Annotated in this window: 22 protein-coding genes; 12 read left to right on the top strand and 10 right to left on the bottom strand. The window is 32.4% G+C overall.

The genetic code is table 11. The features are described 5' to 3' along the window. The first annotated feature begins 11 nt into the window (after positions 1-11). Positions 12-1,013 carry a Gfo/Idh/MocA family protein gene (locus LQ693_RS10450; protein WP_204190937.1) on the top strand — a complete coding sequence of 334 codons (1,002 nt, stop codon included), beginning with the start codon at positions 12-14 and terminating at the stop codon, positions 1,011-1,013. Positions 1,014-1,032: 19 nt separating this feature from the next. Continuing rightward, positions 1,033-2,466 (top strand): PTS mannitol transporter subunit IIBC, encoded by a 1,434-nt coding sequence (locus LQ693_RS10445; protein ID WP_204175270.1) that lies wholly within the window; start codon positions 1,033-1,035, stop codon positions 2,464-2,466. A gap of 113 nt (positions 2,467-2,579) precedes the next feature. Here LQ693_RS10445 and LQ693_RS10440 read toward each other — a convergent pair whose 3' ends face one another. Both LQ693_RS10440 and LQ693_RS10435 read right to left on the bottom strand, forming a co-directional pair. After that, the gene (locus LQ693_RS10440; RefSeq protein ID WP_103361220.1) at positions 2,580-4,508 is read right to left on the bottom strand and encodes a right-handed parallel beta-helix repeat-containing protein; all 1,929 of its coding nucleotides are present in this window, start codon (positions 4,506-4,508) and stop codon (positions 2,580-2,582) included. A 14-nt stretch (positions 4,509-4,522) separates the two neighbouring features. Continuing rightward, on the bottom strand, positions 4,523-5,956 hold the full coding sequence (locus LQ693_RS10435) for an MFS transporter (protein WP_204190939.1): 1,434 nt from the start codon (positions 5,954-5,956) through the stop codon (positions 4,523-4,525). 341 nt (positions 5,957-6,297) lie between these two features. On the opposite strand from LQ693_RS10435, the gene LQ693_RS10430 reads away from it, so the two are divergent. Together LQ693_RS10430 and xylA are read left to right on the top strand one after the other, a co-directional pair. Further along, positions 6,298-7,446: an ROK family transcriptional regulator gene (locus LQ693_RS10430; protein ID WP_204179475.1), complete on the top strand. Its 1,149-nt coding sequence runs from the start codon at positions 6,298-6,300 to the stop codon at positions 7,444-7,446. 156 nt (positions 7,447-7,602) lie between these two features. Then, entirely contained in the window at positions 7,603-8,922 is a 1,320-nt protein-coding gene (gene xylA, locus LQ693_RS10425; RefSeq protein WP_107573051.1) for a xylose isomerase, read from the top strand. A gap of 573 nt (positions 8,923-9,495) precedes the next feature. Here xylA and LQ693_RS10420 read toward each other — a convergent pair. Next, on the bottom strand, positions 9,496-10,251 hold the full coding sequence (locus LQ693_RS10420; protein ID WP_233678421.1) for a sulfite exporter TauE/SafE family protein: 756 nt from the start codon (positions 10,249-10,251) through the stop codon (positions 9,496-9,498). Beyond that, complete coding sequence (gene cstR / locus LQ693_RS10415; protein ID WP_019468539.1) at positions 10,251-10,511, bottom strand: persulfide-sensing transcriptional repressor CstR; 261 nt, start codon at positions 10,509-10,511, stop codon at positions 10,251-10,253. The genes LQ693_RS10420 and cstR overlap by 1 nt, the downstream gene beginning before the upstream one ends. A 137-nt stretch (positions 10,512-10,648) precedes the next feature. On the opposite strand from cstR, the gene cstA reads away from it, so the two are divergent. After that, positions 10,649-11,716: a persulfide response sulfurtransferase CstA gene (gene cstA, locus LQ693_RS10410; RefSeq protein WP_233678420.1), complete on the top strand. Its 1,068-nt coding sequence runs from the start codon at positions 10,649-10,651 to the stop codon at positions 11,714-11,716. Between the two features lie 28 nt (positions 11,717-11,744). Then, positions 11,745-13,079 carry a persulfide dioxygenase-sulfurtransferase CstB gene (gene cstB, locus LQ693_RS10405; RefSeq protein ID WP_107590394.1) on the top strand — a complete coding sequence of 445 codons (1,335 nt, stop codon included), beginning with the start codon at positions 11,745-11,747 and terminating at the stop codon, positions 13,077-13,079. Between the two features lie 356 nt (positions 13,080-13,435). On the opposite strand, the gene chrA is transcribed toward cstB, so the two are convergent. From chrA to LQ693_RS10380, 5 genes are all read right to left on the bottom strand, one after another. Then, positions 13,436-14,599: a chromate efflux transporter gene (chrA, locus tag LQ693_RS10400; protein WP_239703201.1), complete on the bottom strand. Its 1,164-nt coding sequence runs from the start codon at positions 14,597-14,599 to the stop codon at positions 13,436-13,438. A gap of 35 nt (positions 14,600-14,634) precedes the next feature. Continuing rightward, positions 14,635-15,027, bottom strand: coding sequence for an arsenate reductase (thioredoxin) (gene arsC / locus LQ693_RS10395; protein ID WP_064205291.1), 393 nt, complete (start codon positions 15,025-15,027; stop codon positions 14,635-14,637). A gap of 17 nt (positions 15,028-15,044) precedes the next feature. Continuing rightward, on the bottom strand, positions 15,045-16,334 hold the full coding sequence (gene arsB / locus LQ693_RS10390) for an arsenite efflux transporter membrane subunit ArsB (RefSeq protein WP_107565665.1): 1,290 nt from the start codon (positions 16,332-16,334) through the stop codon (positions 15,045-15,047). Next, a complete protein-coding gene (locus tag LQ693_RS10385; protein WP_107565666.1) occupies positions 16,334-16,648 on the bottom strand; it encodes an ArsR/SmtB family transcription factor in 315 nt (104 codons plus the stop codon). Before LQ693_RS10385 ends, arsB begins: the two co-directional genes overlap by 1 nt. A 214-nt stretch (positions 16,649-16,862) precedes the next feature. Further along, entirely contained in the window at positions 16,863-19,889 is a 3,027-nt protein-coding gene (locus LQ693_RS10380) for a YhgE/Pip domain-containing protein (RefSeq protein WP_239733773.1), read from the bottom strand. A 209-nt stretch (positions 19,890-20,098) separates the two neighbouring features. On the opposite strand from LQ693_RS10380, the gene LQ693_RS13715 reads away from it, so the two are divergent. Both LQ693_RS13715 and LQ693_RS10375 read left to right on the top strand, forming a co-directional pair. Then, positions 20,099-20,224: a hypothetical protein gene (locus LQ693_RS13715; RefSeq protein ID WP_275584184.1), complete on the top strand. Its 126-nt coding sequence runs from the start codon at positions 20,099-20,101 to the stop codon at positions 20,222-20,224. 43 nt (positions 20,225-20,267) lie between these two features. Beyond that, positions 20,268-21,308, top strand: a complete 1,041-nt coding sequence (locus LQ693_RS10375; protein ID WP_239703203.1) for an NAD(P)-dependent alcohol dehydrogenase — start codon at positions 20,268-20,270, stop codon at positions 21,306-21,308. Positions 21,309-21,409: 101 nt separating this feature from the next. Here the strand turns inward: LQ693_RS10375 and LQ693_RS10370 are convergent, their stop codons facing one another. After that, on the bottom strand, positions 21,410-22,390 hold the full coding sequence (locus LQ693_RS10370; protein WP_107565669.1) for a tRNA dihydrouridine synthase: 981 nt from the start codon (positions 22,388-22,390) through the stop codon (positions 21,410-21,412). 220 nt (positions 22,391-22,610) lie between these two features. Between LQ693_RS10370 and LQ693_RS13765 the strand changes: the two genes are divergently transcribed. From LQ693_RS13765 to LQ693_RS10355, 4 genes are all read left to right on the top strand, one after another. After that, complete coding sequence (locus tag LQ693_RS13765; protein ID WP_311405109.1) at positions 22,611-22,757, top strand: hypothetical protein; 147 nt, start codon at positions 22,611-22,613, stop codon at positions 22,755-22,757. 86 nt (positions 22,758-22,843) lie between these two features. Beyond that, positions 22,844-24,013: a DHA2 family efflux MFS transporter permease subunit gene (locus tag LQ693_RS10365; RefSeq protein ID WP_338418244.1), complete on the top strand. Its 1,170-nt coding sequence runs from the start codon at positions 22,844-22,846 to the stop codon at positions 24,011-24,013. Between the two features lie 209 nt (positions 24,014-24,222). Beyond that, the gene (locus tag LQ693_RS10360; RefSeq protein WP_232152121.1) at positions 24,223-25,092 is read left to right on the top strand and encodes an alpha/beta hydrolase; all 870 of its coding nucleotides are present in this window, start codon (positions 24,223-24,225) and stop codon (positions 25,090-25,092) included. 216 nt (positions 25,093-25,308) lie between these two features. Next, a complete protein-coding gene (locus LQ693_RS10355) occupies positions 25,309-25,524 on the top strand; it encodes a hypothetical protein (RefSeq protein WP_107565670.1) in 216 nt (71 codons plus the stop codon). Positions 25,525-25,596: the final 72 nt, after the last annotated feature.

Genomic DNA, 25,596 nt, shown 5'->3' with positions numbered 1-25,596 from the left:
GAGGCTCAATTATGAATAAACTTAAAGTTGGTGTCATTGGTTTAGGTTTTATGGGAGAGCAACATGCAAAAATTTTGTCTGAATTACCTCAAGTTGAATTATTAGGTGTATGTGATTTAGATAAAAATTTAGCAACATCAATTGGAGAAAATTTAGATACAAAAGCGTATTTCGATACAGATGAATTATTAAATTTACCTGATTTAAACGCAGTTTTAATTTGTACTTCTGACCATTTACACAAAGATATAGCTCTTAAAGCTATAGAAAAAGGTGTGAATATCTTTATTGAAAAACCGCTTGCTGATACAAATGAAGATGCCGAAGAAATTATTAAAGCGTATGAGAAATCGAACGTTCGATTAATGGTAGGTCATACTTTACATTGGGATCCTCGTTATTTTGAAGCTTACAAACAATTTGAATCTGGTGTTATCGGGGAGCCGATTCATTTATTTGCCCGTAGAAATAACTCAATAGAAAATGGCGAACGATTAAAAGGAAGAACTTCCGTTATTAAGTTCTTAGGTGTACATGACTTAGAAGCTATCGAATGGATTACACAAGATAAAATTATTGAAGTCTATGCTACAGCTGTTTATAAAAGACTTAAAAAATATAATACACCAGATACGATTATTACTAATTTCAAACTATCTTCTGGTGCTATTGGAAGCTACGAAACAACATGGGCTTTACCTGAAAATCACGTTAATTTAGATGCTAAATTGGACATCGTAGGCACATCGGGGGTGCTAAACATTAATATTGTTAATCAAAATATTAATGTGTACACAAATGAAAGTATAAAATATCCAGATCCAATCACTAATATTGACTTATATGGCAAACAAGCAGGAATTCTAAAAGAAGAGCTTTCTACTTTTGTTAATAATATAATCGAGGATAAAGAATTTCCAATCAGTGTTAACCAAGCACATAGAGCCATTAAGATTGTTGAAGCTGTCGAAGAATCCATTGAATTAGGACAACCAGTTAGAATAGAACCGTAAATATAGAGGGGATGGTTTTATGGCAAATAATACAAATTTGCGTGTTAAAGTTCAAAGAGTCGGTAGTTCGCTAAGTAATATGGTTTTGCCTAACTTAGGTGCTTTTATTGCTTGGGGGTTATTAACTGCAATTGCTGTACCTACAGGTATAAAATTATTTAGTGACTTTGTAGATCCAATGCTTCATTATTTACTTCCTCTACTTATTGCTTTTACTGGCGGGAAAATGGTTTACGAGTTTAGAGGAGGAGTTGTAGGTGCTGTTGCAACAATGGGTGTCATTGTTGCAGCCGATATTCCAATGTTTATTGGAGCAATGGTGATGGGGCCTTTAGGTGGTTTAGCAATTAAAAAGGTAGACCAATTATTGCAAAAGAAAACACCTACAGGATTTGAGTTGTTAATAAATAACTTCTCAGCAGGAATCACTGGTGCGCTTCTAGCGTTAATTGGTTCATTACTTGTAGGGCCAGTTGTTGTACTTTTAACATCATTTTTAGAGGCTGGCGTTGACTTAATGATTAAAATTCATGCGCTTCCTTTAGTAAGTATATTTATTGAACCAGCAAAAATATTATTTTTAAATAACGCTATTAGCCAAGGTATTTTAGCACCTATTGCTACAGGACAGGTAGCTGAACAAGGAAAATCTATGTTGTTTTTACTTGAAGCAAACCCAGGGCCAGGTTTAGGTGTACTACTTGCATATATGTTCTTTGGTAAAGGTTCATCTAAAACTTCTGCGTACGGCGCAAGTATTATTCACTTCTTTGGAGGTATTCATGAAATATACTTCCCGTATATCCTAATGAAACCTAAATTACTGATTGCAACTATATTAGGTGGTATGTCTGGAATTACGATACTAATGCTGTTTGATGCAGGTTTAGTTAGTATTGCTTCACCAGGTAGTATTATACCTATAATGTTGTTAACAGCTTCGGATAGTTATCTTGGCGTTATATTAAGTGTACTTGTTGCTACTATTGTTTCCTTTGTTATAGCTGGATTACTTCTGAAATTTGATAAATCTAATACTAATGATTTATCTGAGGCGACGAAAGAAATGGAACAAATGAAAGGGAAGAAAAGTCGTGCAACTCAATTTTTAACTAGTGACGAATCAGAAGAAGAACCTTCTTTAAATAATGTAAATCATATATTATTTGCATGCGATGCAGGAATGGGTTCAAGCGCTATGGGTGCTTCAATTGTAAGGAAAAAATTGAAAAAATCTAATTTAGAAAATATTGACGTTAGTAATGTAGCAATTAGTAATTTGCCTCAAGAAGGAGAAATTATTATTACACATAAAGATTTAACAGAACGAGCTCGAGAAAAACAGCCAGAAGCTTATCATATTTCTATCGAGAATTATATGAATACTCCTGAATATGATAATTTAATTGAAAAGCTTAGTGAACAAGAAAAAAGTAATAATGAAGATGAATAAAATGTAATTAAGTATATTAACAAAAACATAAAAAAAGCGCGTTTTCTCTGATGTAGAAAACGCACTTTTTTATTTCCCAGGACATACCTTTCATAACATGCGGAAATTTTAAATTAAGATTTTTTCCATATAGATATACGGTTTTCACCTGGTTTTAAATTTTGGATTGGACCTAACACGGCAAATTCGTTTCTAGTATCATTGATTAAATCTGAATCAATAACAACTTCGTTTCCATCTGGTCTTTCAAAGTCTGCGTCGACTAATCTTACTTTAGGTAGTGAAGTGGTAGAGTGTACATCTCCTTTGAATTCTAATAATGAATCTGGCAATGTTACATTTAAGTAAACTTCATTTTCATCTTCTGTTATTGAAATTTTCGGATCGAATGAATTATCTTCAATGAAGCTTTCTTCTCTATTGAAGTGTTCGGCATTGTTTAAATATGCGTTATGGTTGATGAACACTGGTTGTTTTATTTTATGGAAGGCTTCGTGATCTCCTTCTTCTTTGGATACTAAGTCTTTATATTCTTCTAATGAAGTTGTGTATTCATTAAATATATGCGTGCCAATGTTTGATACACCTGGTTTACCAACAAATATATTATTATAAAATCGGTCATCTCCACCATAAACAGGTGCAAATCCAGCTACTAAAGTACTATGTGGTACATGGTAAGGTGTTGATCTATCTAACATTAATCGATGTACGATTTCACCGTTAATAATATTGTTAATATATGCGCCACCTTGTGCATGGTTATCTAGTGCATAGTCTGCTGTCAAAATATTATTATCTACAATATAAGGTCCACTAGTTACTTCAACAAATAGGTCTCTTGTATTATTTGCGAAAATATTTTTACTGATTCTTGTGCCTTGAGTTTGCCAATCAAACCACATACCTAAAGAGCAATTATGAACGTAGTTATCATAAACTTGTGTATCTAATGCTGCATGTAATTTTATGCCTGCAATTTCATGACCGAAGAACTCTCTTCTATTTCCAATATTATAAATGTGGTTACTATATACATGACTAAAAGCACATCCTAAATGTCCGACAACTGCGTTTTGTCCACAATCATGAATAGTATTATTTCTAATGATGTGAGAACCAATCGTTTCTTTATTCCAGTCACTATTAACTGCTTTAAAAACAGTTTCAATTTGGTATTGGTATCCTGGTTTATCTTTTCTATAAGTAGTAAAGTTATCACCAGTTGATATTTCTTTACCAATTGCTACTGCACTACACATAGAATCATGAATAAGATTGTTTTCTATAATCCAATTTTTGCTCCAATTTGTATCAATTATTCCAGTTTGTTTAGCTGTAGGAGGTGACCATTGTGTTGCACCATGTGCAATTTCGAAATTTTGAATAGTTATATAATTTGTATGTGTTTTAACGGGAGCAAAAACATTTTCTCTCACATTAATTTCGATTGTTTCATTATTTGGATCATAATCTTGGAAATTAGCATAAATAGTAGTATGGTCTTCTTGAACATCTGCATGCCATACATATACTGATTCATCTGTATAATCAAAAGAGACTTGTTTATTAGTCCAATGGTCTAATGTTTCATGTATAGGCTGTGGATTTTTCAGAGAATCAAAATCATTCACTTCAAATAATGCTTGCCCGTTTATATAAACTTGTCCTAATGTTTTATTATTATCAACAACTAACCAATCACCAAATAGTTTGGTATCGAATGGATTGAAATGATTGAAAAATTGATTATCAATATCCACTTTCCATATATTTTGTTCTACATGTTCCCAGTTTTTTATTTCTTCAGAACCTTTAATTACTACTTTCTCATTATCTGCAGCTTTAAAAGTAATTCTTCTAGCTTCGCTTAAGCCACTATTAATATGAGTGATTTGTTCTCTATAGATGCCTTCATGTACGATTACTGAATCTCCTGGTAACGCTACTGAAGCGGCTTTATCAATAGTTAAGAAGGGTGATGTTTCAGTTCCTAACCCATAATCTGAACCGTTTTTAGCTACATGTATTAAATTAGTCATTTGAAATACTCCTTTTATTTATATATTTGTTTTGATCTCATTTCGCCAACATTATTTGAACGAATTTGTTGTTTAATTTGTGTAATAAACTTTTCATAATTTAAGAAGAAAGTAATGACACAAATGAGTACTACTGTTAATAATGGAAAGTATATTTGCATAGATTTAATTGCAAATATAGTACTTTCTGATTGTACAGATGCTCCTGCGACATAGCCTCCAATAGATAGTGACCAGCCCACGATAGCGGATTGTAATCCAGAACCGATTTTCATGCCTGCGCTAGCCAAACTAAAAATGGAACCTTGTACGGGTACGCCAGTCTTCCAATAAATAATATCACCAACATCTGCAACGATTCCACTTAATGCTGCAGTAAATGGTACAAGACCTATACCATTTATAACTAAACCTACAATGAGGAATGGTAAGTTTTCTGAGAATAATGCCATAACAATGTACGAAATTATAGAAATAACTAACCCAATTATAATACTATTTTTAATACCAACTATTTCTGCAAATTTAGGTGCGATTAACAGCCCTAAAATTGTAGGTAGCAATGTCGCTACGCTAAGAATTGCCATGACATTGGCATTATCAAAAATGTAGGTAGCATAGTAAACTCTCATACCATTATCAGTTTGACGTAAATACCATAATAGATAAAGAATAATTGTTATAATAAAATATTTTTCAGTTATTAATGATTTAAGTATTAAGGTAAATGGAATACGTTTTGCCTTACCGTTGCTTGTATACTGTTTTTTAGCTACGTTTCTTTCTTTAACAAAATACCCTGTAATCATTAAAGGTACTGCACATAAAAATCCATAAATTAATGCTGTATAAGTCCAACCTTGCTGATTTTCACCAAAGCTTGTTACTAAAAATGTAGTGAAAGTTGTAATACAAAGTACACTAATATTTGAAAAAATAAAACGAATACTGCCTAATGAAACTCTGTCTTTTTCGTCTTTAGACATAAATGAGATAAGAGATGAGTATGCAACATTGTTAGCAGTGTAAAAAATAACTGATATTAAGAAATAAACAATGAAAATATATGCGATTTTACCTGTATTACCAAAGAAATCTGGAACGTTGAACAACATAAAAGTTAATACCCCTAGAATTGGTGCTGTCCAAAAGACCCAAGGTTTCGCTTTACCCATCTTAGTATTCGTATTATCGATAATGCTTCCCATAAATAAATCAGAAAACCCATCTGCAAAACGACAAAAAAGTATAATCGTTCCAATAACTGAGCCTGCAATGCCAACTACATCTGTCATGTATATAGTGATAAATGATGCGATGAAGGTCCAACTATAGTTAGCGCCAAAGTCACCAATACCGAAAACGATTTTTTCAGGCATATGCAATTTCTCATTATTATTAGATTGTAAAATCTGTTCACTAGATTGAGCTTCTACAGTTTCATTCATAAATAATATCCCCCCTGTTTAAAAACCAAATAAGTTGGTTAGTTTTTAAAACAAACTAACTTAAGTGAAATATTACCACTGAACATATTCTTTGTAAACGCTTTCTTATGTATTATTTATTATTATAATATTTCAATCTTTAACAAGTGTGTTTAAATCAAGGGTTAGAAGGTTATTAAAATATTACTATTTATTTCTCTTTTAAAAGTTTCTATAAATAATCTATACATAGACGTATGATGTTTGCAGATATATTTTATGCTATAGTTAAACCAAATCTGTGCAATTAAATAGTGAACGTTTTAATTAGTTTAAATTGTTTTTATTGAGGTGGTGTTAGTTTGGAGAAATTAGATGTAACAAATTTAGATTCAAATCAAAAGTTAGTTTTACAACAAATATTTAATAATGAACTAATCTCAAGAATACAAATATCTAAAAATCTTGGGATTAATAAAGCCACCATTTCAAGTATTCTAAATAAATTAAAAGAGAAAAAGCTTGTTAATGAAGTAGGGCAAGGTAAGAGTACTAAAAGCGGTGGGCGTAAACCAATAATATTAGAGATCAATAAAAATTTTGGTTATGTCATTTCTTTGGATATTGCATACCATTCTATTGAAATAATCTATAGCTACTTCAATGGAGAATTATTAAAGTATGAATCTATACCATTGACTAATCAAAAAATAACGCATGTGTTGGAATTGTTAAAATATCATATTAATGCTGATGAAAACTTTGGAACACATTTTGGTTTACTAGGTATCGCCATTTCTATCCATGGAATAGTTAATAATGAACAAGAAATTATACATCTACCGTTTCACGAATTAGAAAAAGTTTCTATGATTGAGAGTATTAAGGAAATCGCAGACGTGCCTGTTATCGTAGAAAATGAAGCCAATTTCTCTGCTATTTATGAATGTAATGTTAATAATAGTTTAGAAATCAATAATTTAATTACACTTAGCATACATAAAGGTATCGGTGCAGGTTTAATTATCGACCAGAAATTATATAGAGGTGCAAATGGTGAAGCGGGAGAAATAGGAAAGACACTCGTATCATCTATTGAAGATAACGAGAGAACATATCACAAAATTGAAGATTTATGTTCTCAAGATGCACTAGTTAATAAGATTAATAAAAGGTTAAATACACAAAATACATTATCAGAGCTTAAGAAGATGTATTATGAACGAAATGAAATTGTACTGGAAGAGATACAACAATTTTCAATAAGGATTGCAATTTTGATGTACAACTTAAATATGCAGCTTAATCCAAAAGTGATTTATATTAATTGTCCATTAATAAACGAAATACCCGATCTCTTAGATAATATTAAAACGACTTTTAACCAACATACACAAAAAGAAATAGAAATTAGTTTAACTTCAAATGTTAAATTCGCAACTTTATTTGGAGCTACACTCGCTATTACCCAGAAAATATTAGATATAGAAAACATTAAACTTAACTTTTAATTTAGAGAAGGCTGAGACATTCATTTATGTCACAGCCTGTTTTTATTTTACTTAAAGAAACCGTTTACAAAAATTAATTAAGGTGTTATATTTAACTCAATGTTAGTTAGTTTAATAAACAAACTAACTAAACCACAATTCAAGGAGGAGTTAAGAATGTCTTACTTTAATGTTGAAAAAGTGAAATATGAAGGTCCTAAATCAAAAAATCCATTTAGTTTTAAATATTATAATGCTGATGAAAAAATTAATGGTAAAACAATGGCTGAACATTTACGATTTAGTGTAGCTTATTGGCATACATTCACTGAAGATCTATCTGATCCTTTTGGTGTAGGTACTGCATTACGTGATTGGGATTCATTAGATGAAATGGAAAAAGCTAAAGCACGAGTTGATGCTATTTTTGAATTTATGGATAAAACAGGAATTGAATATTTTTGTTTCCATGACGTTGATATTGCTCCTGAAGGAAATACATTAGAAGAATCTAATAAAAATTTAGATGAAATTGTAGAATTAATTAAAAAGAAAATGAATGAAACAGGTAAGAAACTACTTTGGAATACTACAAATAACTTCACTCATGAACGTTTTGTGCACGGAGCTGCAACATCTTCTAACGCAGATGTATTTGCTTATACAGCTGCAAAAGTGAAAAAATCTTTAGAAATTGCTAAAACATTAGGTTCAGAAAACTTTGTCTTCTGGGGTGGAAGAGAAGGGTATGAAAGCCTGTTAAACACAGATATGAAGTTAGAGTTAGATAATTTAGCTAAATTCTTTAAAATGGCTATCGCTTACGCAGAAGAAATTGGTTATAAAGGTCAATTTTTAATTGAACCAAAGCCTAAAGAACCAACTACACATCAATACGATACAGATGTAGCAACTTCTCATGCGTTTCTACAAAAATATGATTTAGATAAGCATTTCAAATTTAATATTGAGGCAAACCACGCAACATTAGCTGGTCACTCATTCCAACACGAATTACGTTACGCTAGAGATAATCAAATGTTAGGATCAGTGGATGCAAACCAAGGTCATCCTCAACTAGGATGGGATACTGATGAGTTTCCAACAGATTTTTATGATACAACTTTAGCAATGTATGAAATTTTAAAAAATGGTGGACTAGCTCCAGGTGGGTTAAACTTCGATGCTAAACCAAGAAGAACTTCATTCAAACAAGAAGACTTAGTACTTACTCATATTGCGGGTATGGATGCTTTTGCATTGGGTCTAAGAGTTGCATCTAAAATGATTGAAGATGAATTCTTTGAAAAAATTGTAGAGAAGAAATATTCATCATTTGCAAGTGGTATCGGTAAGCAAATTGTCGAAGGCGAAGTATCATTTAAAGAATTAGAAAATCATGCTTTAAATTTAACAACAATAGACAATGAGTCTGATCATTTAGAAGTGATTAAATCAGAAATTAACCAATATATTTTAAACATTAATAATCAATAATTATTGAGCTGCATTCCTTCATTTTTCTAATAAATTTAGAAGAATTGATGGATAGCAGCTTTTTTATTTTGGCAGTATATTAAAAAATATTTCCATGGAAATGTATAATGAGGGGTAAAGTAATATAAGTTGATTAAAGGGGATGAGTTTGCTCTTGCTACTGACAGTTTCACGATAGATGAAATTGTAGACAGAATTAGTGACTTGATAGAAGAATCTGATGAAGTTTAAATACAACTAGAAATGAATATTTGTTTTTTAGTATTATTCATGTAATAGGAAGGAGTTTGGGTTAAATAATATAATGATAATAAACAAGATACTTGTAAAGCGATTTAATTCTTGTACTTTATCACTAAGATTTAAATAGATAATGATAGGCTTTTTGTTTTTTTTGATACAATGTCACAAAGGTCTTTTGAATAATCGAATTCTTTATTATTGATTTTATGTTTCTCTTTTCTAATCCCTTTACGATATCCATAGTTATTGAATGCTATTTTGTGATACTAATACCTAATTTTTGGTGTGTATAATTATAAATATCAGGAGTTGCCTGACAAATTTCATTGATTAAAAGATAAGTTGAATAATTGCACCAATGATTAAAATACTGATGATCCACTTTTGTACAAAACTAGGGACCTTTTTACCTAATTTTAAACCTAACGGAGCGAAAATAATACTCCCTATTATTAAAAATAACGCATCTTCTAAAGGAATATAACCTTGTATAAGTTTAATGATAAAGGCGCCAATTGAAGATATAAAAGCAATTACTATACTATTAGCAACTACCATATTCATTGGTAATTTGAATAAAACTAGCAATATAGGAATAATAATAAAAGCGCCGCCTGCTCCAACTATACCCGAAATGATACCAACGAAAAGACCAACAATAACTAATAATGGTTTGTTAAAGGAAGATTGATTTAAATTTGGTTTTACGTTAATAAACATTAAAATTAATGCGATTAAAGCAATGATAATATATATCGCATTTACAAATGTAGCATTAAATAAATTTGCTATGAGTGCGCCTAACATGCTCCCTGTAATCATACCTCCACTCATATAAATAACTAATGGCGGGGAGAATTCTGTTTTTTTTCGCGCTTTTAATGACCCACTTAAAGTACTGAAAAAGACTTGACTGGAAGTAAGTCCTGAAGCGATGTATGCACTGTATGCAGGAACACCAAATAGTGGCGGTAATAATAAAATAGCTGGATAAATAATGATAGCACCACCGATACCTACTAGTCCCGAAATAAAGCCCCCGAATACCCCTATAAGTAACATCATAATAACAGTTGAAATATCCATTATTTACTTTTTACCAATAAGTTAACGGCTTCATTAATCAATTCTTCAGAATTTTCACCATTATCCTCTGCTGCCTTTACACATTCTATTAAATTTTCACTAATGATAATCCCCATCAAACGTTGGATTGAACTTTTTGATGCACTGATTTGAGTAATGACATCTTTACAATCTTTTTCTTCTTCCATCATTTTAATAACTCCATTGAGTTGACCTTGTATTCTATTAATACGATTAATCATTTTTTTATCATAATGCATAGTTATTCCCTCCACTTTTAATTGAATAAAGTCATAATAATAGATAGAAGCAAAAATGTCAAATACCCAATGGGGTATTTGACATGTTGTAAACAATCAGTTAATATACCCCTATAGGTATTTATTAGGAGGATATTATGAAACAATATAACGAAAAGCATATCAACAAATTCAGTAAACAAGAATTAGAAAAATTAGGTACACAAGGTCAACTGATTGACGTAAGAACAGAAGAAGAATATGAGCTAGCACACATAAATGGTGCGACATTACATCCTGTAGATAAGATTGAATCGTTCAATAAAGATAAAAACAAAACCTATTATATTCACTGTAAAAGTGGTAATAGAAGCACCAAAGCAAGTGAATATTTAGCTAAACAAGGCTATGATGTTGTAAATTTAGACGGTGGCTATAATGCTTATGAAGAACAAAATAATAATCACGATGCACAAGAAGAAAATACAAATGTAGAAATTAAAGCAGAGCGTAAACAATTTAACTATAGTGGTCTTCAATGTCCAGGTCCAATTGTAAATATCAGTAAAGAAATGGAAAATATTGAAGTAGGCGAACAAATAGAAGTTACAGTAACAGATACTGGATTCCTTAGTGATATTAAAAGCTGGGTAAAACAAACAGAACATACGTTAGTTAAACTTGATGAAAGTAATAATGGAATTAATGCTATCATTCAAAAAGAAAAACCAAAAGACTTACAAGTGAATCATACTTCTAAAGGTACGACAATTGTACTATTTAGTGGAGAGTTAGACAAAGCAGTGGCAGCAATGATTATTGCAAATGGAGCTAGAGCTGCAGGAAGAGATGTAACTATCTTCTTTACTTTTTGGGGACTTAACGCGTTGAAAAAAGAGCAAACAGTTAACGTTAAAAAGAAAGGCATTGCAAAAATGTTTGATTGGATGTTGCCGAAAACACCTTTACGCATGCCGCTTTCTAAAATGAATATGTTTGGTTTAGGTAATATCATGATGCGCTATGTAATGAAGAAGAAAAATGTTGATTCATTACCATCGCTTATCAATCAAGCTATCGAACAAGATATCAAATTAATCGCTTGCACGATGAGCATGGATGTTATGGGAATTCAGAAAGAAGAGCTCAGAGACGAAGTTGAGTACGGTGGAGTAGGTACTTATATTGGTGATACAGAAAATGCGAATCATAATTTATTCATCTAATTAAATCTATTAAAAAAGGAGTTTTATCATGTTTTTTAAACAATTTTACGATAATCATTTATCTCAAGCATCTTATTTAGTTGGCTGTCAACGTACAGGAGAGGCAATAGTAATTGATCCTGTTCGTGATTTAACAAAATATATGGAAGTTGCAGATAGCGAAGGTTTTAAAATTACACAAGCTGCAGAAACACATATTCACGCTGATTTTGCTTCTGGAATTCGGGACGTGGCAGAACGTTTAAACGCCAATATATATGTATCTGGCGAAGGTGATGAACAGTTAAGTTATAAAAATATGCCGGAACATACAAATTTTGTTAAAAATCAAGATATTATTCAAGTAGGTAATATTAAATTAGAAGTCTTGCATACACCTGGTCATACCCCAGAGAGTATTAGTTTCTTACTCACAGATGAAGGTGGCGGCTCAAGTGTTCCAATGGGTTTATTTAGTGGTGACTTTATTTTTGTTGGTGATATCGGTAGACCTGATTTGCTAGAAAAATCAGTACAAATGGAAGGTACTACAGAGATTGGTGCAAAACAGATGTATCATTCTATAGAAGGTGTTAAAGATTTACCAGATTATATTCAAATATGGCCTGGACACGGTGCTGGCAGCCCATGTGGTAAAGCATTAGGTGCTATACCAATGTCTACGCTAGGTTACGAAAAAATAAATAACTGGGCATTTAATGTGATAGATGAATCTAAATTTGTTGAAACGTTAACATCAAATCAACCAGCGCCACCCCATCACTTTGCACAGATGAAAAAAATTAATCAGTTTGGTATGAACATGTATCAACCATACAATGTTTTTCCTAGTTTAGATAATGTAAGAATAGCCTTTGATCTTCGTAGTAAAGAAGACTTTCATGGCGGTCATACTGAAGGTACAATCAATATTCCTTACAACAAAAACTTCATTAACCAAATCGGTTGGTATTTAGACTATGAAAACAGTATAGATTTAATTGGTGATAAATCTACCGTTGAGCAAGCAACACATACTTTACAATTAATTGGTTTTGATAATGTAGCAGGTTATCGTTTACCAAAATCAGAAATTTTAACCCAATCCATCCATAGCGTTGATATGACTGGTAAAGAAGAATATATACTTGACGTACGTAATTATGAAGAGTGGAATAATGGGCACTTAGATCAAGCAGTCAATATTCCGCATGGTAAATTATTAAATGAAAATATTCCATTTAATAAAGAAGATAAAATATATGTACATTGTCAGTCAGGTGTTAGAAGTTCAATAGCAGTGGGTATATTAGAAAACAAAGGCTATGAAAATGTCGTGAATATTAGAGAAGGCTATCAAGATTTCCCAGAATCATTAAAATAATTTAAAGATGTGGAAAAGTGAGTAATCCTATCAAATTGTTATTGTAAGACAATCAGATATTATAATACCACCAAGATTATTTAGAATAAATAGAAGTTTAAAAGAAATATAGATATGATTCCTAATTAGTCATAATAGCAATAGATTTATAAAATTAATATAACCCCCTTTCTAGTGGAAATGTAGTGAGCCCAATAAGTTTTACTTTTTGGGCTCACTACATAATTAATGGTTTTTACTATCTTTTACATTGAGATAAGATACTATAATTACACGAAATCAATTATTTTAATTTATAATGGTTACTTTAATAACTATACTTATAAAATTTATTCTTTGATTATGAACGAGAAAGATTAGTAAAACATTATACCTATTATAATGCCTATTAGCACAATAGACCAGGAAGGTAATTTATAATAAACCAGGAATACGAATAATGAGCTAGCTAGAACAAAATCTAATTCTGATTTAATAGTTGAAGCCCAAATCGGATTATAAAATGCAGCGATAAGAATACCTACTACACCCGCGCTTATACCTTTTAAAAAACCTTCAGCATAAGTGTTAGATTTAATATTATCCCAAAATGGTAACACTCCAAATAATAATAGAAATGCTGGTAGGAATATAGCGACAGTAGCCAAAATTCCTCCTCCAATACCTTCTATAGACATGCCAATATATGAAGCGAACGTAAATAATGGTCCAGGTACAGCTTGAGCAGCAGCATAACCCGTTATGAAGCTATCAGGTGATATTAAACCTTGTGGTACAAACTCATTTTCTAATAAAGGTAATACGACATGACCACCTCCAAACACTAAAGAACCAGATCTATAAAAACTATCGAACATTCTAAGCCATAAATTATTCGTCATAGAACTAACTATAGGCAATACAGTTAATAGTAAAAAAAATAATGAAATTGAAATAAAACCTAACATTTTAGGTAATTTAAATGTCTTCACTCTTAAATAATTTTTATCTGTAGAGGTTTCTTTTAAAAAGATAAGACCATATATACCAGTGATAGATAATGCGATTACTTGAATATAAAGATTATCGATTGTTAGAGAAAATATAAGAACAAATAATGCCAATGTAATGGTACTTTTAGTATTAGTTAATTTTTTACCCATACCTATTACGGCTTGGGCAACAATGGCAACAGCTACTAGTTTTAATCCTTGCATCCAAGTTAAACTTGAATCATTGTTAATAATTAATGCTGAAAAAACCATAAGTATAATCACAGAAGGAAGTGTAAAACCAATAAAAGAAATAATTCCTCCCAGAATTCCTCCTCTAATAGTTCCTATACCAATACCAACTTGGCTGCTTGCAGGTCCAGGTAAAAACTGGCATAGCGCTACTAAATCTGAGTATTCTTTTTCATCAAGCCATTTTCTTTTCTTAACATACTCATCATAAAAATAACCTAAGTGGGCAGTTGGTCCTCCAAATGATAGTAATCCAAGTTTTAATGCAACAAAAAATATATTTATATATTTATACATAAAAACTCCTTGTATTTAGTTGATTAATTTTTTACTTAGCTATTAAATTCTTTAATTTTTTTGCCAATTTCATCTCTAACACGTTGGAATTCTGACCATTCTTTACCTGCTGGATCCTCAAAGCCCCAATGCTCTTTTTTAACGTTTGGTGGTAAAATAGGGCAATTATCGTCTGCATCACTACATAACGTTACGACCAAATCTGATTGTTTTAAAATATCATTATCAATCAAGTCTGACGTATGGTTTGATATATCAATATCTACTTCTTTCATAGCTTCTATTGCTTTAGGATTCACACCATGTGTTTCAATACCAGCAGAATAGACATTCCAATCTTCACCCAATATTTCCTTTCCCCAACCTTCAGCCATTTGGCTACGACAAGAGTTTCCTGTACATATAAAATAAATTGTTTTCTTATCCATAATTAAAGCCTCTTTTCTTAAAATATGATTAGTGTAAGGTATAAACCTAAGAGTGTTACAAATAGGACTGGAATAGTAATGATAATTCCAGTTTTAAAGTATGTTCCCCAAGAAATTTTTACTCTTTTTTGTGTTAAAACATGAAGCCACAATAATGTAGCTAACGAACCAATTGGCGTAATTTTAGGGCCTAAATCAGAACCTATAACATTCGCATAAATCATACCTTCTTTTAATATACCTGTAGCACTAGATTGGCCAATTGCGATTGCATCTATTAATACAGTAGGCATATTATTCATAATGGAAGATAAAAATGCTGATATAAAGCCCATGCCCATAACACTACTGAATAATCCAAGACTTGAAATATTGGATAATACATCAGCTAAAATAGTTGTGATTCCTACATTTTTCAATCCAAATACAACTAAGTACATACCAATGGAGAACAAAACGATATTCCACGGCGCGCCTTTAATGACTTGTTTTGTATGAACTGCTTTAGATTTATGAGCTAACAGAACAAAGATAAAAGCGATAATACCAGCAATAATTGATACAGGAATTTGGATAAACTCACTAACAAGATATCCAACGAGTAGTACGGCTAATACTACCCAAGAAATCTTAAATAATTTAGGATCTTTAATTGCACTTTTAGGATCTGATAGGTTTTCTGTATCGAACGTTTTAGGTATGGATGTTCTGAAATATACCCATAAGACGAGAATACTGGCAATTAGAGAGAATATATTAGGTATAATCATTCGACTAAAATATTCAATAAATCCAATATTAAAGTAATCTGCAGAAACAATATTCACTAAGTTACTTACAATTAAAGGTAGTGATGTCGTATCAGCGATGAAACCACTGGCAATTATAAAAGGAAAAATCACTTTTTTATTAAATCCTAGATTCCTTACCATCGCTAATACAATAGGCGTTAAGATTAAAGCAGCCCCATCATTTGCAAAAAATGCTGCTACAACTGACCCTAATAACATAATAAAAACAAACATTTTTAAGCCGTTACCGTTTGACGCTTTGACCATATGTATCGCGGACCATTCAAAAAATCCAATTTCATCTAATATTAATGAAATAAGAATAACAGCTACAAAGGTTAAAGTAGCATTCCAAACAATCCCTGTTACTTCTATTACATCTGAAAAACTTACGACCCCTGTAATAATCGCAACGACAGCTCCAATTAAAGCTGTAATACCAATATCTAAACCTTTCGGTTGCCATATCACAAAGAGTAAAGTTAAAAGAAAAATCACAATTGCTAATATTGTCATCAACACTCACCTTGTTTCATACTTTTACATACACATCGTTCATTAGATGTATTAATAAGATTTAAATTGTGATTAACATCATCTAAAATTTCATGATTAAGTCGATACATATGTTTATTACCTTCTTTTCGTGAAAGAACTAATTGCTTATCGACTAATGACTTCATATGATGACTTAGGGTAGGTTGTGAAAATTGAAAATGTTCAAGTAAGTCACAAGCACATAGTTCACCACATGAAAGTAAATCTATTATTTCTAACCTGCTTGGATCAGATAAAACTTTTAATATAGTAGATAGTTCTTGATAAGACATAACCATACCTCCCTTTCGCTATATAGATTAACATCTATATAGATGATTGTCTATATTATTTATTCCGTGGATCTATAGTATTGGAGAATGAGAAAAATGCAGTCTGACTATCTGTTAAGTGGAGTGGCATCATTCGCTCTACAACCAACCAAAAAACCGGCCGATCCTGTAGCTCACTGCTACGAATCGACCGGTTATTTTTTATATGATTTGATTATTCCATTAAGTAACTGTCTTCGGCGCGTTTGATTGTTTTCTTTTTCCATGGGTCGAGGATTGGTTTAACGATAAATCCTATTGTGAATATGACAACGCCGAATAATACAAGACAAATGAGATTGTATATGAGTATTTCTGGTACGACGCCTCCAACCGCTTCTCTTAAAGCATCTACGGCATAAGTAAACGGCAAATATGGATGTATGGCTTGGAAGAATTTTGGTGTGACTTGTATTGGGAATGTTCCGCCTCCGCCTGCTATTTGTAGTACCATAATGACAATTGCTAATGCTTTACCTACGTTGCCGAATAGGGACACTAATGTATAGACAATGCTTATAAATACGATTGAAACGAGTACGGATAATAGTATAAATAATAATCTATTATCAATAGCTGCGCCTAAAATAAACATATCTCCTAGTGACACGATAATCGACTGTATGACACCTATTATGATGAATATAAAGCTCTTTCCAACGAATGTTTCTCGCAATGAATATTTCTGTTTAATTTCTTGATTTTTAATATCTGTTGTTAATAAGTTAGATAATAGTAAAGCGCCTACCCAAATGGCTAAAGATGTATAGAATGGTGTACTTGCTGTTCCATAGTTTGGCACACTAAATAACGATTCTTCTTTTAATTCTATTGGGTGTGCGATAATATCAGCTTGTTTCTTTAAATCATTTTTCAATAATTTAATCAGCTCGTGAACTGTATCATCTTTATCTATTTCTCTAACTTTCTTCGCTGCTTTCTTAATATCTTCTTCAATACTTGGTAAATCATTTCGCGCAAATTCTGCTAAGTCATGAATTTCTTTTTGAGCTTCTGGTAAGTTATCGTCTATTAATTGAACAGCGCGATCGTATTTATCAATCATTGTTGGTAAATCATTATTTGAGAACTGTGCGAGCTTTTTAACTTCTGATTGAACATTTGGTAGTTCATTTTCAACGTAATAAGCACCTTTACCAACTTGCTCTTTAAATTTAGGGAAGTTTGTTTGAGCTACTTCATTAATGTTATTAAACTTTCTTTCAAGTTCTGGTAATTCATTGTTAATGCTGACTAATAAATCATGACCATTTTGTAAGGAACTTTTCCCAGTTTGAATTACATTATCTATCATGTTCATAGAACTTCTAATCTTCGAGATATCATCGATACCTTTAGTTAACGCTTGATCGATTTGATTAACGCCTTCCATTAAAGTCGTCTTAAAATCACTGCTCGTATATTTTAATAAATTGTCTAAAGATACGAGATTAGAATCTATTAATTTATCTAATGCTAAGACTTCTTCTTTACCAGATTTACCGTTATTTAAAGCATTAATCAGATTGCTTTGACCATTTATAACACTTTGCAAATCTTTGTTAGCTGATTCAAATTGTGAAATGGCTGATGAAGTATCAATACCTTCAGATTTCTGAAGTTCCTTTAAAATATCAATCATAGAATCATTAAAAGCGACACCTTGTTGTAAGCGTGATTGATTGTTTTTCACAGTGTCTGTAAGTTGTTTACTGTCTTGACTCATTAAGATACTTTGATTAATGGCTTGCATGCTTTCTAAATCTTTTTTGTTCATAGTTGCTTGTTCGTTACTATAGTCTGCGAGTGCTGTTAAAGATTCGCTCAGTGCAGATTTCATTTCATTTAATTCTTGATCAGTTAATACGTTTTTAGAAGCTTGGTCATTATTTTCGTTATTATCATTTTCTTCTTCATAAGCTTGTTGCGTTGTTACGATATTATTATCTTTCTCTTGTTCTTCAGTTGATGGTTTTTCTTCAGTTTCTTCTTTAGAAGTGTCGTCTGATTGTTCTTTATCACTTTCTTGTTCTTCAGCATTTTGGTCAGTATTATTGTCTTCATTGTTTTCTTCTGACGACTGTTGAGGTTCTTCCGTACTTTGTTCAGGTTTTGCTTTGTTATCCTTAGTATCTTTCTTGTCTTTCTCAGCTTCTGATTTCAATTTTTCGTTCGCTTTTTCAGTTTTTTCCTGAGCTTTTTTAGCATCTGCTTCATACCGATCTAATTTACGATTTAATTCAGGTAAATATTGTTCTGCTTTATTGATAGCTGCTAATGCTTTTTCAGTTGCTTCAATACCTTGAGGCACGCCTTTATTGATTTTAGGAAATTGTTGTTGTATTTTATTCGCTTTTGCTAACGCACTTTCGATTTCAGGCATTTTGGCATTAAGCTTCGTAATTAATTGAGCAGCTTGATTAATGTCACCCATTTTACTGTTTACTTCATTAATTTTTGTAACGCCTTCATTAATGTCGCCTTTGTAATTTCCTAGCGCTTCGAATTCATCTTTATACTTCGTAATGTCATCTTGATGTTCATCAATTTCAATGACTTTTTCTTTGAATTCTTCTATTTTAGGAAGATTATCTTCAGCAGTATATACAGCATTTTTAATTTTGCTTAAAGTAGGTAATTCATTTTCAAGATCTAAACCAACTTGATTCGCTTCTTTTAATAATGCTTGCGTTGCATTCTCGCCAAACTCTTTATTTAAAGAATCTACAATGGATGATGCACCAGCGTTTGTCATTTTAGGTGCAATCGCATTTAATTTCTCGTTTACTTTGTAATCAATGACGGCTTTCTTTGGTTTCTTATGATAGATACTCGTGACTTCATCAGAAAAAGTCTTATGTAAATATATAGAGGCATAATAATCACCTTTTTCAACACCATCGTCAGCCTTCTTACGATTTACAAATTCCCATCCAAACTTATCGTTCTTCTTCAACTGTTCAACTAATTGGTCACCAACATTAATATGTTTACCTTCAACCTTAGCACCCTTATCTTCATTCACAACCGCAATTTTAATACCTTGCGTATTGTTGTAAGGATCCCACGTAGAACTTAAATTAAACCACGCATAGAATGATGGCAAAATAGAAAGACCTAATAATAATATAATCACAAACGGCACACGTCTGATATTTTTAATATCTTCAATAAAAATTTCAAATGGTTTCTTCAAAATCATAACTCCTTATCCATTAGTACATGACATGTACTATAAATATCAATACCGCTATCATACCCTATGTTCAAAATCAATTCAATCCCAATTTGTTATATAAGTATATTTATAAAGACTAATATACGACTAAAATAGCATGTTATAGCTATATCAGTATATTAAAATAGAAAATATTTCTATTTTTGGATATCGATAAAAAAAGCCCTCTTTCAATGACTGCAGATGTCATGTCTACATTGAAAGAGGGTGGATTGAATGTTGTGGTGCTTAAAAGCAAGTCATATAAATTGACGATGATTACACACGAGTCTAATATTATCAAAGAAGAATACGAATGACTGTATTCTATCCAGTAAGTAACGGAGGAATTTATGATGCTAAATGCTAAATGCTAAAGCGAGAGCAGTAAGTAGTCCGGATTCTAATTTTTTTGCGACAGAAATTACGAGAAGAGATTTAGATAAACATGATATTTTGATAGAAATTAAATATGCAGGGATATGCCATTCGGATATTCACACTGCACATGGAGAATGGGGACCAGTGAACTATCCTTTAGTACCGGGTCATGAGATTGCGGGTATTGTTAAAGAAGTTGGTTCTGATGTGAGTAAATATCAAGTAGATGACCGTGTTGGTGTTGGTTGTATGGTTGATTCATGCGGTGAATGTGAACATTGTCAAAATGGCGAAGAACAATACTGCGTAAAAGGAATGGTTGGTACATATGCAGGTACTGACAGATATGGTGAGCCAACTCAAGGTGGTTATTCAACACATATCGTCGTACATGAAGGTTTCGTACTACGTATTCCAGATAATATTCCTTTAGATGAAGCGGCACCTTTACTTTGTGCAGGTATTACGACTTATTCACCTTTAAATCACTGGAAAGCATACGAAGGTAAAAATGTAGCTGTTATCGGTATGGGTGGACTTGGTCATATGGCCGTTCAAATTGCACATGCAATGGGCGCTGATGTAACAGTATTATCACGTACATTAAATAAAAAAGAAGACGGCTTAAAATTAGGCGCTTCTCATTATTATGCAACAAGTGATGAGTCAACATTTGAAGAACTTGCTAACTCATTTGATTTAATCATTAATACCGTAAGTGCTAATTTACCAATAGATGATTATCTTCAATTATTAAGATTAGACGGTACACTTGTAAACGTAGGAGCACCAGCAGAACCTGTATCATTACGCGTAGCAAACTTAATCGGTCACCGTAGATCATTTGCAGGTTCAGCAATTGGTGGTATAAGAGAAACACAAGAAATGTTAGACTTCTGTTCAGAACATAACATTAGACCACAAATCGAACTAATTTCAGCAGATCAAATAGACGAAGCATATGAAAGAGTCTTATCTTCAGACGTTAAATATCGTTTCGTAATAGATACAAGCACAATGTAATAACGAAAAAAGTGTCCATATGATGGGCACTTTTTTGTTTTATCTAACAAAAAATCCCCTGCTAACGATAACGTTAACAGGGGATGATTTATTGATTCACTTTAAGATTCAACGACGTCTTCCATTTGGGCTTCGAATTCATCTAGTAATGCGCGTACTTCATCTGTTGTTTCTGTACTCATTAATTGATGTCTTAATTCGCTAGCGCCTCTCATGCTGCGGACGTAAATTTTGAAGAATCTACGTAAGCTTTTGAATTGTCTTGTTTCACTAGTTGCGTATTTGTCGAATAATGTGAGATGTAATCTGAGTAGGTCTAATAGTTCTTTACTTGTATGGTCACGAGGCTCTTTCTCAAATGCAAATGGATTATTGAAGATACCTCTACCAATCATAACACCATCGATGCCGTATTTTTCAGCAAGTTCAAGACCTGTCTGTCTATCAGGAATATCACCGTTTATCGTTAACAATGTATTTGGTGCGATTTCGTCACGCAAATTCTTGATCGCTTCGATTAATTCCCAGTGTGCATCTACTTTACTCATTTCTTTACGCGTACGAAGATGAATAGATAAGTTTGCGATATCTTGTTCGAAGACATGCTTTAACCAATCTCTCCATTCTTCTATGTCATAATATCCAAGGCGTGTCTTAACACTTACCGGTAGACCACCAGCTTTTGCTGCTTGAATAATTTCAGCGGCACGTTCAGGTCTTAGTATTAAGCCAGAACCTTTACCTTTGCCTGCAACATTTGCTACAGGACAGCCCATATTCAAATCAATACCTTTAAAGCCCATTTCTGCCATTCCGATACTCATTTCTCGGAAATGATCTGGCTTGTCGCCCCATATGTGTGCGACGATAGGTTGTTCATCTTCACTGAAAGTTAAGCGTCCGCGAACACTGTGTATGCCTTCAGGGTGACAAAAACTTTCCGTATTTGTAAACTCAGTGAAAAAGACATCTGGTCTCGCTGCTTCACTGACTACGTGACGAAAGACGATATCCGTAACGTCTTCCATAGGTGCCAAAATAAAAAATGGACGTGGCAATTCACTCCAAAAATTTTCTTTCATAATATATTTTAACCTTCTTATTTATTAATTTATTAAATATTTATCCATGATGATATTACCATAAAAGTGCAACTTATACAAAAGGATATTTACTCATTTTAATTCAGATTACTTGTCATAACATTTAAACATTTTAATACTTAAAGCATGCATTTTGACTTTCTCGTGTGGCTTTGTATAACATGATGATATTAGAGAAAGATTTCGAGGAGATGTCGTCGTGGAAGAGTTGAAACACCGGGATAAGACTTTGCTTATTATGATTTTGATGGTAGGGTCATTTGTGGCCATTTTGAACCAGACACTCATGACTACAGCCTTACCAAGTATTATGAAAGAAATGCATTTAACGAGTAGTACAGTATAATGGCTGACGTCTATATTTATGTTAGTGAACGGTATTATGATTCCGATTACGGCATATTTAACACAGCGATTTACAACTAGAACGTTATACTTTGCAGCTTTAACATTCTTTATAGTAGAGTAGGTTCTATTATTTGTGTTATAACGGATCAATTCACCGTTATACTCGCAGGACGTGCAGTTCAAGCTATGGGTGCTGGTATTATGATGCCTTTAATGCAAACAGTGTTAATCCTTGTTTATCTAGTAGATAAAAGAGGACAAGCAATGGGGATGTTTGGATTAGTCGTCGGTTTCGCACCAGCAATCGGTCCAACATTATCAGGTTGGGTCGTATCTCAATACAGTTGGAAAGTAATATTCTACATTCTATTAGTTGTAGCTATTGTAGATTTATTATTTGCGATGAAGTTCGTTAAGAATGTAACAGATGTTACGAAACCGAAGCTTAATAAACTATCAGTCACACTATCGACATTAGGCTTTGCGGCATTGCTATTTGGCTTTAGTGAAGCGGGTAATTTAGGATGGCATCATCCTTTAGTGTATTCAATGATCATTGCAGGTATTGTCATCTTAACAATGTTTATCGTGAAACAATTAAGTATGAATGAGCCGTTTCTTAACGTTCGCGTCTTCACCTATAAATCCTTTACGATCAATATGATTATCGTTTGTATCGTTTTTGTTTCATTTATAGGAAGTCAAACAGTATTGTCATTCTACTTACAGAATCTACACGGTTATTCACCATTGATGTCAGGATTAGCACTCATGCCAGGTGGGATTATAACAGGTATACTTTCACCTTTCACAGGTAAAATATTTGATAAATACGGTGGTAAGTTATTATCCATCATAGGCGTTTCAATTGTCGTGATTACATCATTTGCTTTCACACAACTCGATGCAAACACATCATTCGCTTATGTCACAATATTCTTTGCCATCTCACTTGCTGCAAATGCGATGGTCTTCAATCCATTAACAACAGCTGCGTTAAACAATTTATCACGTGAATTAGTACCACATGGAACATCAATGAATAATACAATGAGACAAGTCGGCGCAGCAATGGGTTCAGCGATATTAGTAACAGTTATGAACACAGCAATCTTAAACCCACATAAATATGGAATAGAAGGATTAGTACACGGCGTACGCGTCGCATATGTTGTTATCTGTATCGTAGCAATACTTAGATTAATATTTGCGATTATCAACCCAACATCTAAAAAAGGCTATAAAGAAGTATAACGAAATAAAGCATATCACTGAACTGACAACCTCAGTTTGAAAGTGATATGCTTATTTTTATAGGTCGAGCAGTGTGATATCAGACAACCCTCAGACTGACCCTTGCGGGGGGTTATAAGTAATACATAAGAAAATGAATTGCTTCATAAGGAAATTTATGTAAACATACTTTATACTTAAATCAAAATCACAGAATTGAGGTTATCGTATTGAAGAAGTTATGGATTTTGGGGTTGGGTATCATTATTCTAATGATCGTTGGAATTATGATTATGACGAAACCATCTAACGAACATCATTCAACAACAGTTAAACCAACAGACTCAACTTATATAAATAGTCAAATACCGACATTATTTCTCCATGGTTATGCAGGAAGTGCGAACTCTGAGAAATATATGGTTCAACAAGCAAAGAAAAAAGGCGTCACAAAAGAAGTCATCACAGCATATGTATCTGAAGATGGAGAAGTTGAATTAAAAGGCAAACTTAAAAAAGATGCGACTAATCCTATTGTACAAATAGAACTAGAAAATAATAAACAAGGCGATCTGGATCTGAATGCAGAATGGTTTAAAAACGTACTAGCGAAATTACAAAGTGAATACGGTATTAAGAAATTTAACTTTGTCGGACATTCAATGGGGAATTTATCATTCGCTAAATATATGTTGAAATACGGAGATGATGAAACATTACCTCAGTTGAATAAAGAAGTGAACATTGCCGGTACGTTTAATGGTGTATTAAATATGAATGAACAAGTAAATGAAATTAGTGTGGATAGAAGCGGTAAACCAAGTCGCATGAACCCACCATATCCAGACCTACAACAATTGAAAGACATCTATAAAGGACAAGAAATAGAAGTATTAAACAAATATGGTGACTTACAAGACGGCACCAACTCAGACGGCCACGTATCCAACAGCTCATCAAAGTCATTGAAATATTTACTAGGAAATAGCCCAAAAAGCTATAAAGAATCCAAACACGAAGGCAAAACAGCCCAGCACAGCGAACTACACGAAAACAAACAAGTCGCGAATGAGATAGTGGAGTTTCTTTGGGGGAGGTAGGTTTTAATCATTATGGAATAGCGAATAACGAAGCAATCTACAATAGTAGGATGCTTTGCTATTTTTTTGCTTCAATAGATTAATAACCAAATTAATTTTTTGGATTTTTATTGTTATATAATTATCTTTTGCGCTATATAATATAATGTGTATAGTATCCTTTGTAAATTGGAGGTTTTGAAGCACAGATTAATATATTAAAGGAGTGTTTTTTTGATGACAATAAATTATCAACCGTTACAACATATTGAATCTGCTAATATGAAATATTTGTATGCTCAAATTCCTTTTAATAAATCAATATTAGAAAATCTTTCATTTGATTATGAAAGAACAGGATCAGTTTTCGATTTCGCTAAAGATTATGAAATTTATTATTGGAGAAATATGTTGGTAAATCGAATGAATTTATTGGTTCTGTTGCAAAGTTGAATTTATAGTATAATTTTAACAAAAAGGAGTCTTCTGTATGAACTATTTCAGATATAAACAATTTAACAAGGA

Source organism: Mammaliicoccus sp. B-M6, from assembly GCF_022386965.1.
GTDB lineage: Bacteria > Bacillota > Bacilli > Staphylococcales > Staphylococcaceae > Mammaliicoccus > Mammaliicoccus sciuri_A.
Note: the sequence above shows the minus strand (reverse complement) of the source record. Positions and strands in the feature narration are given on the sequence as shown.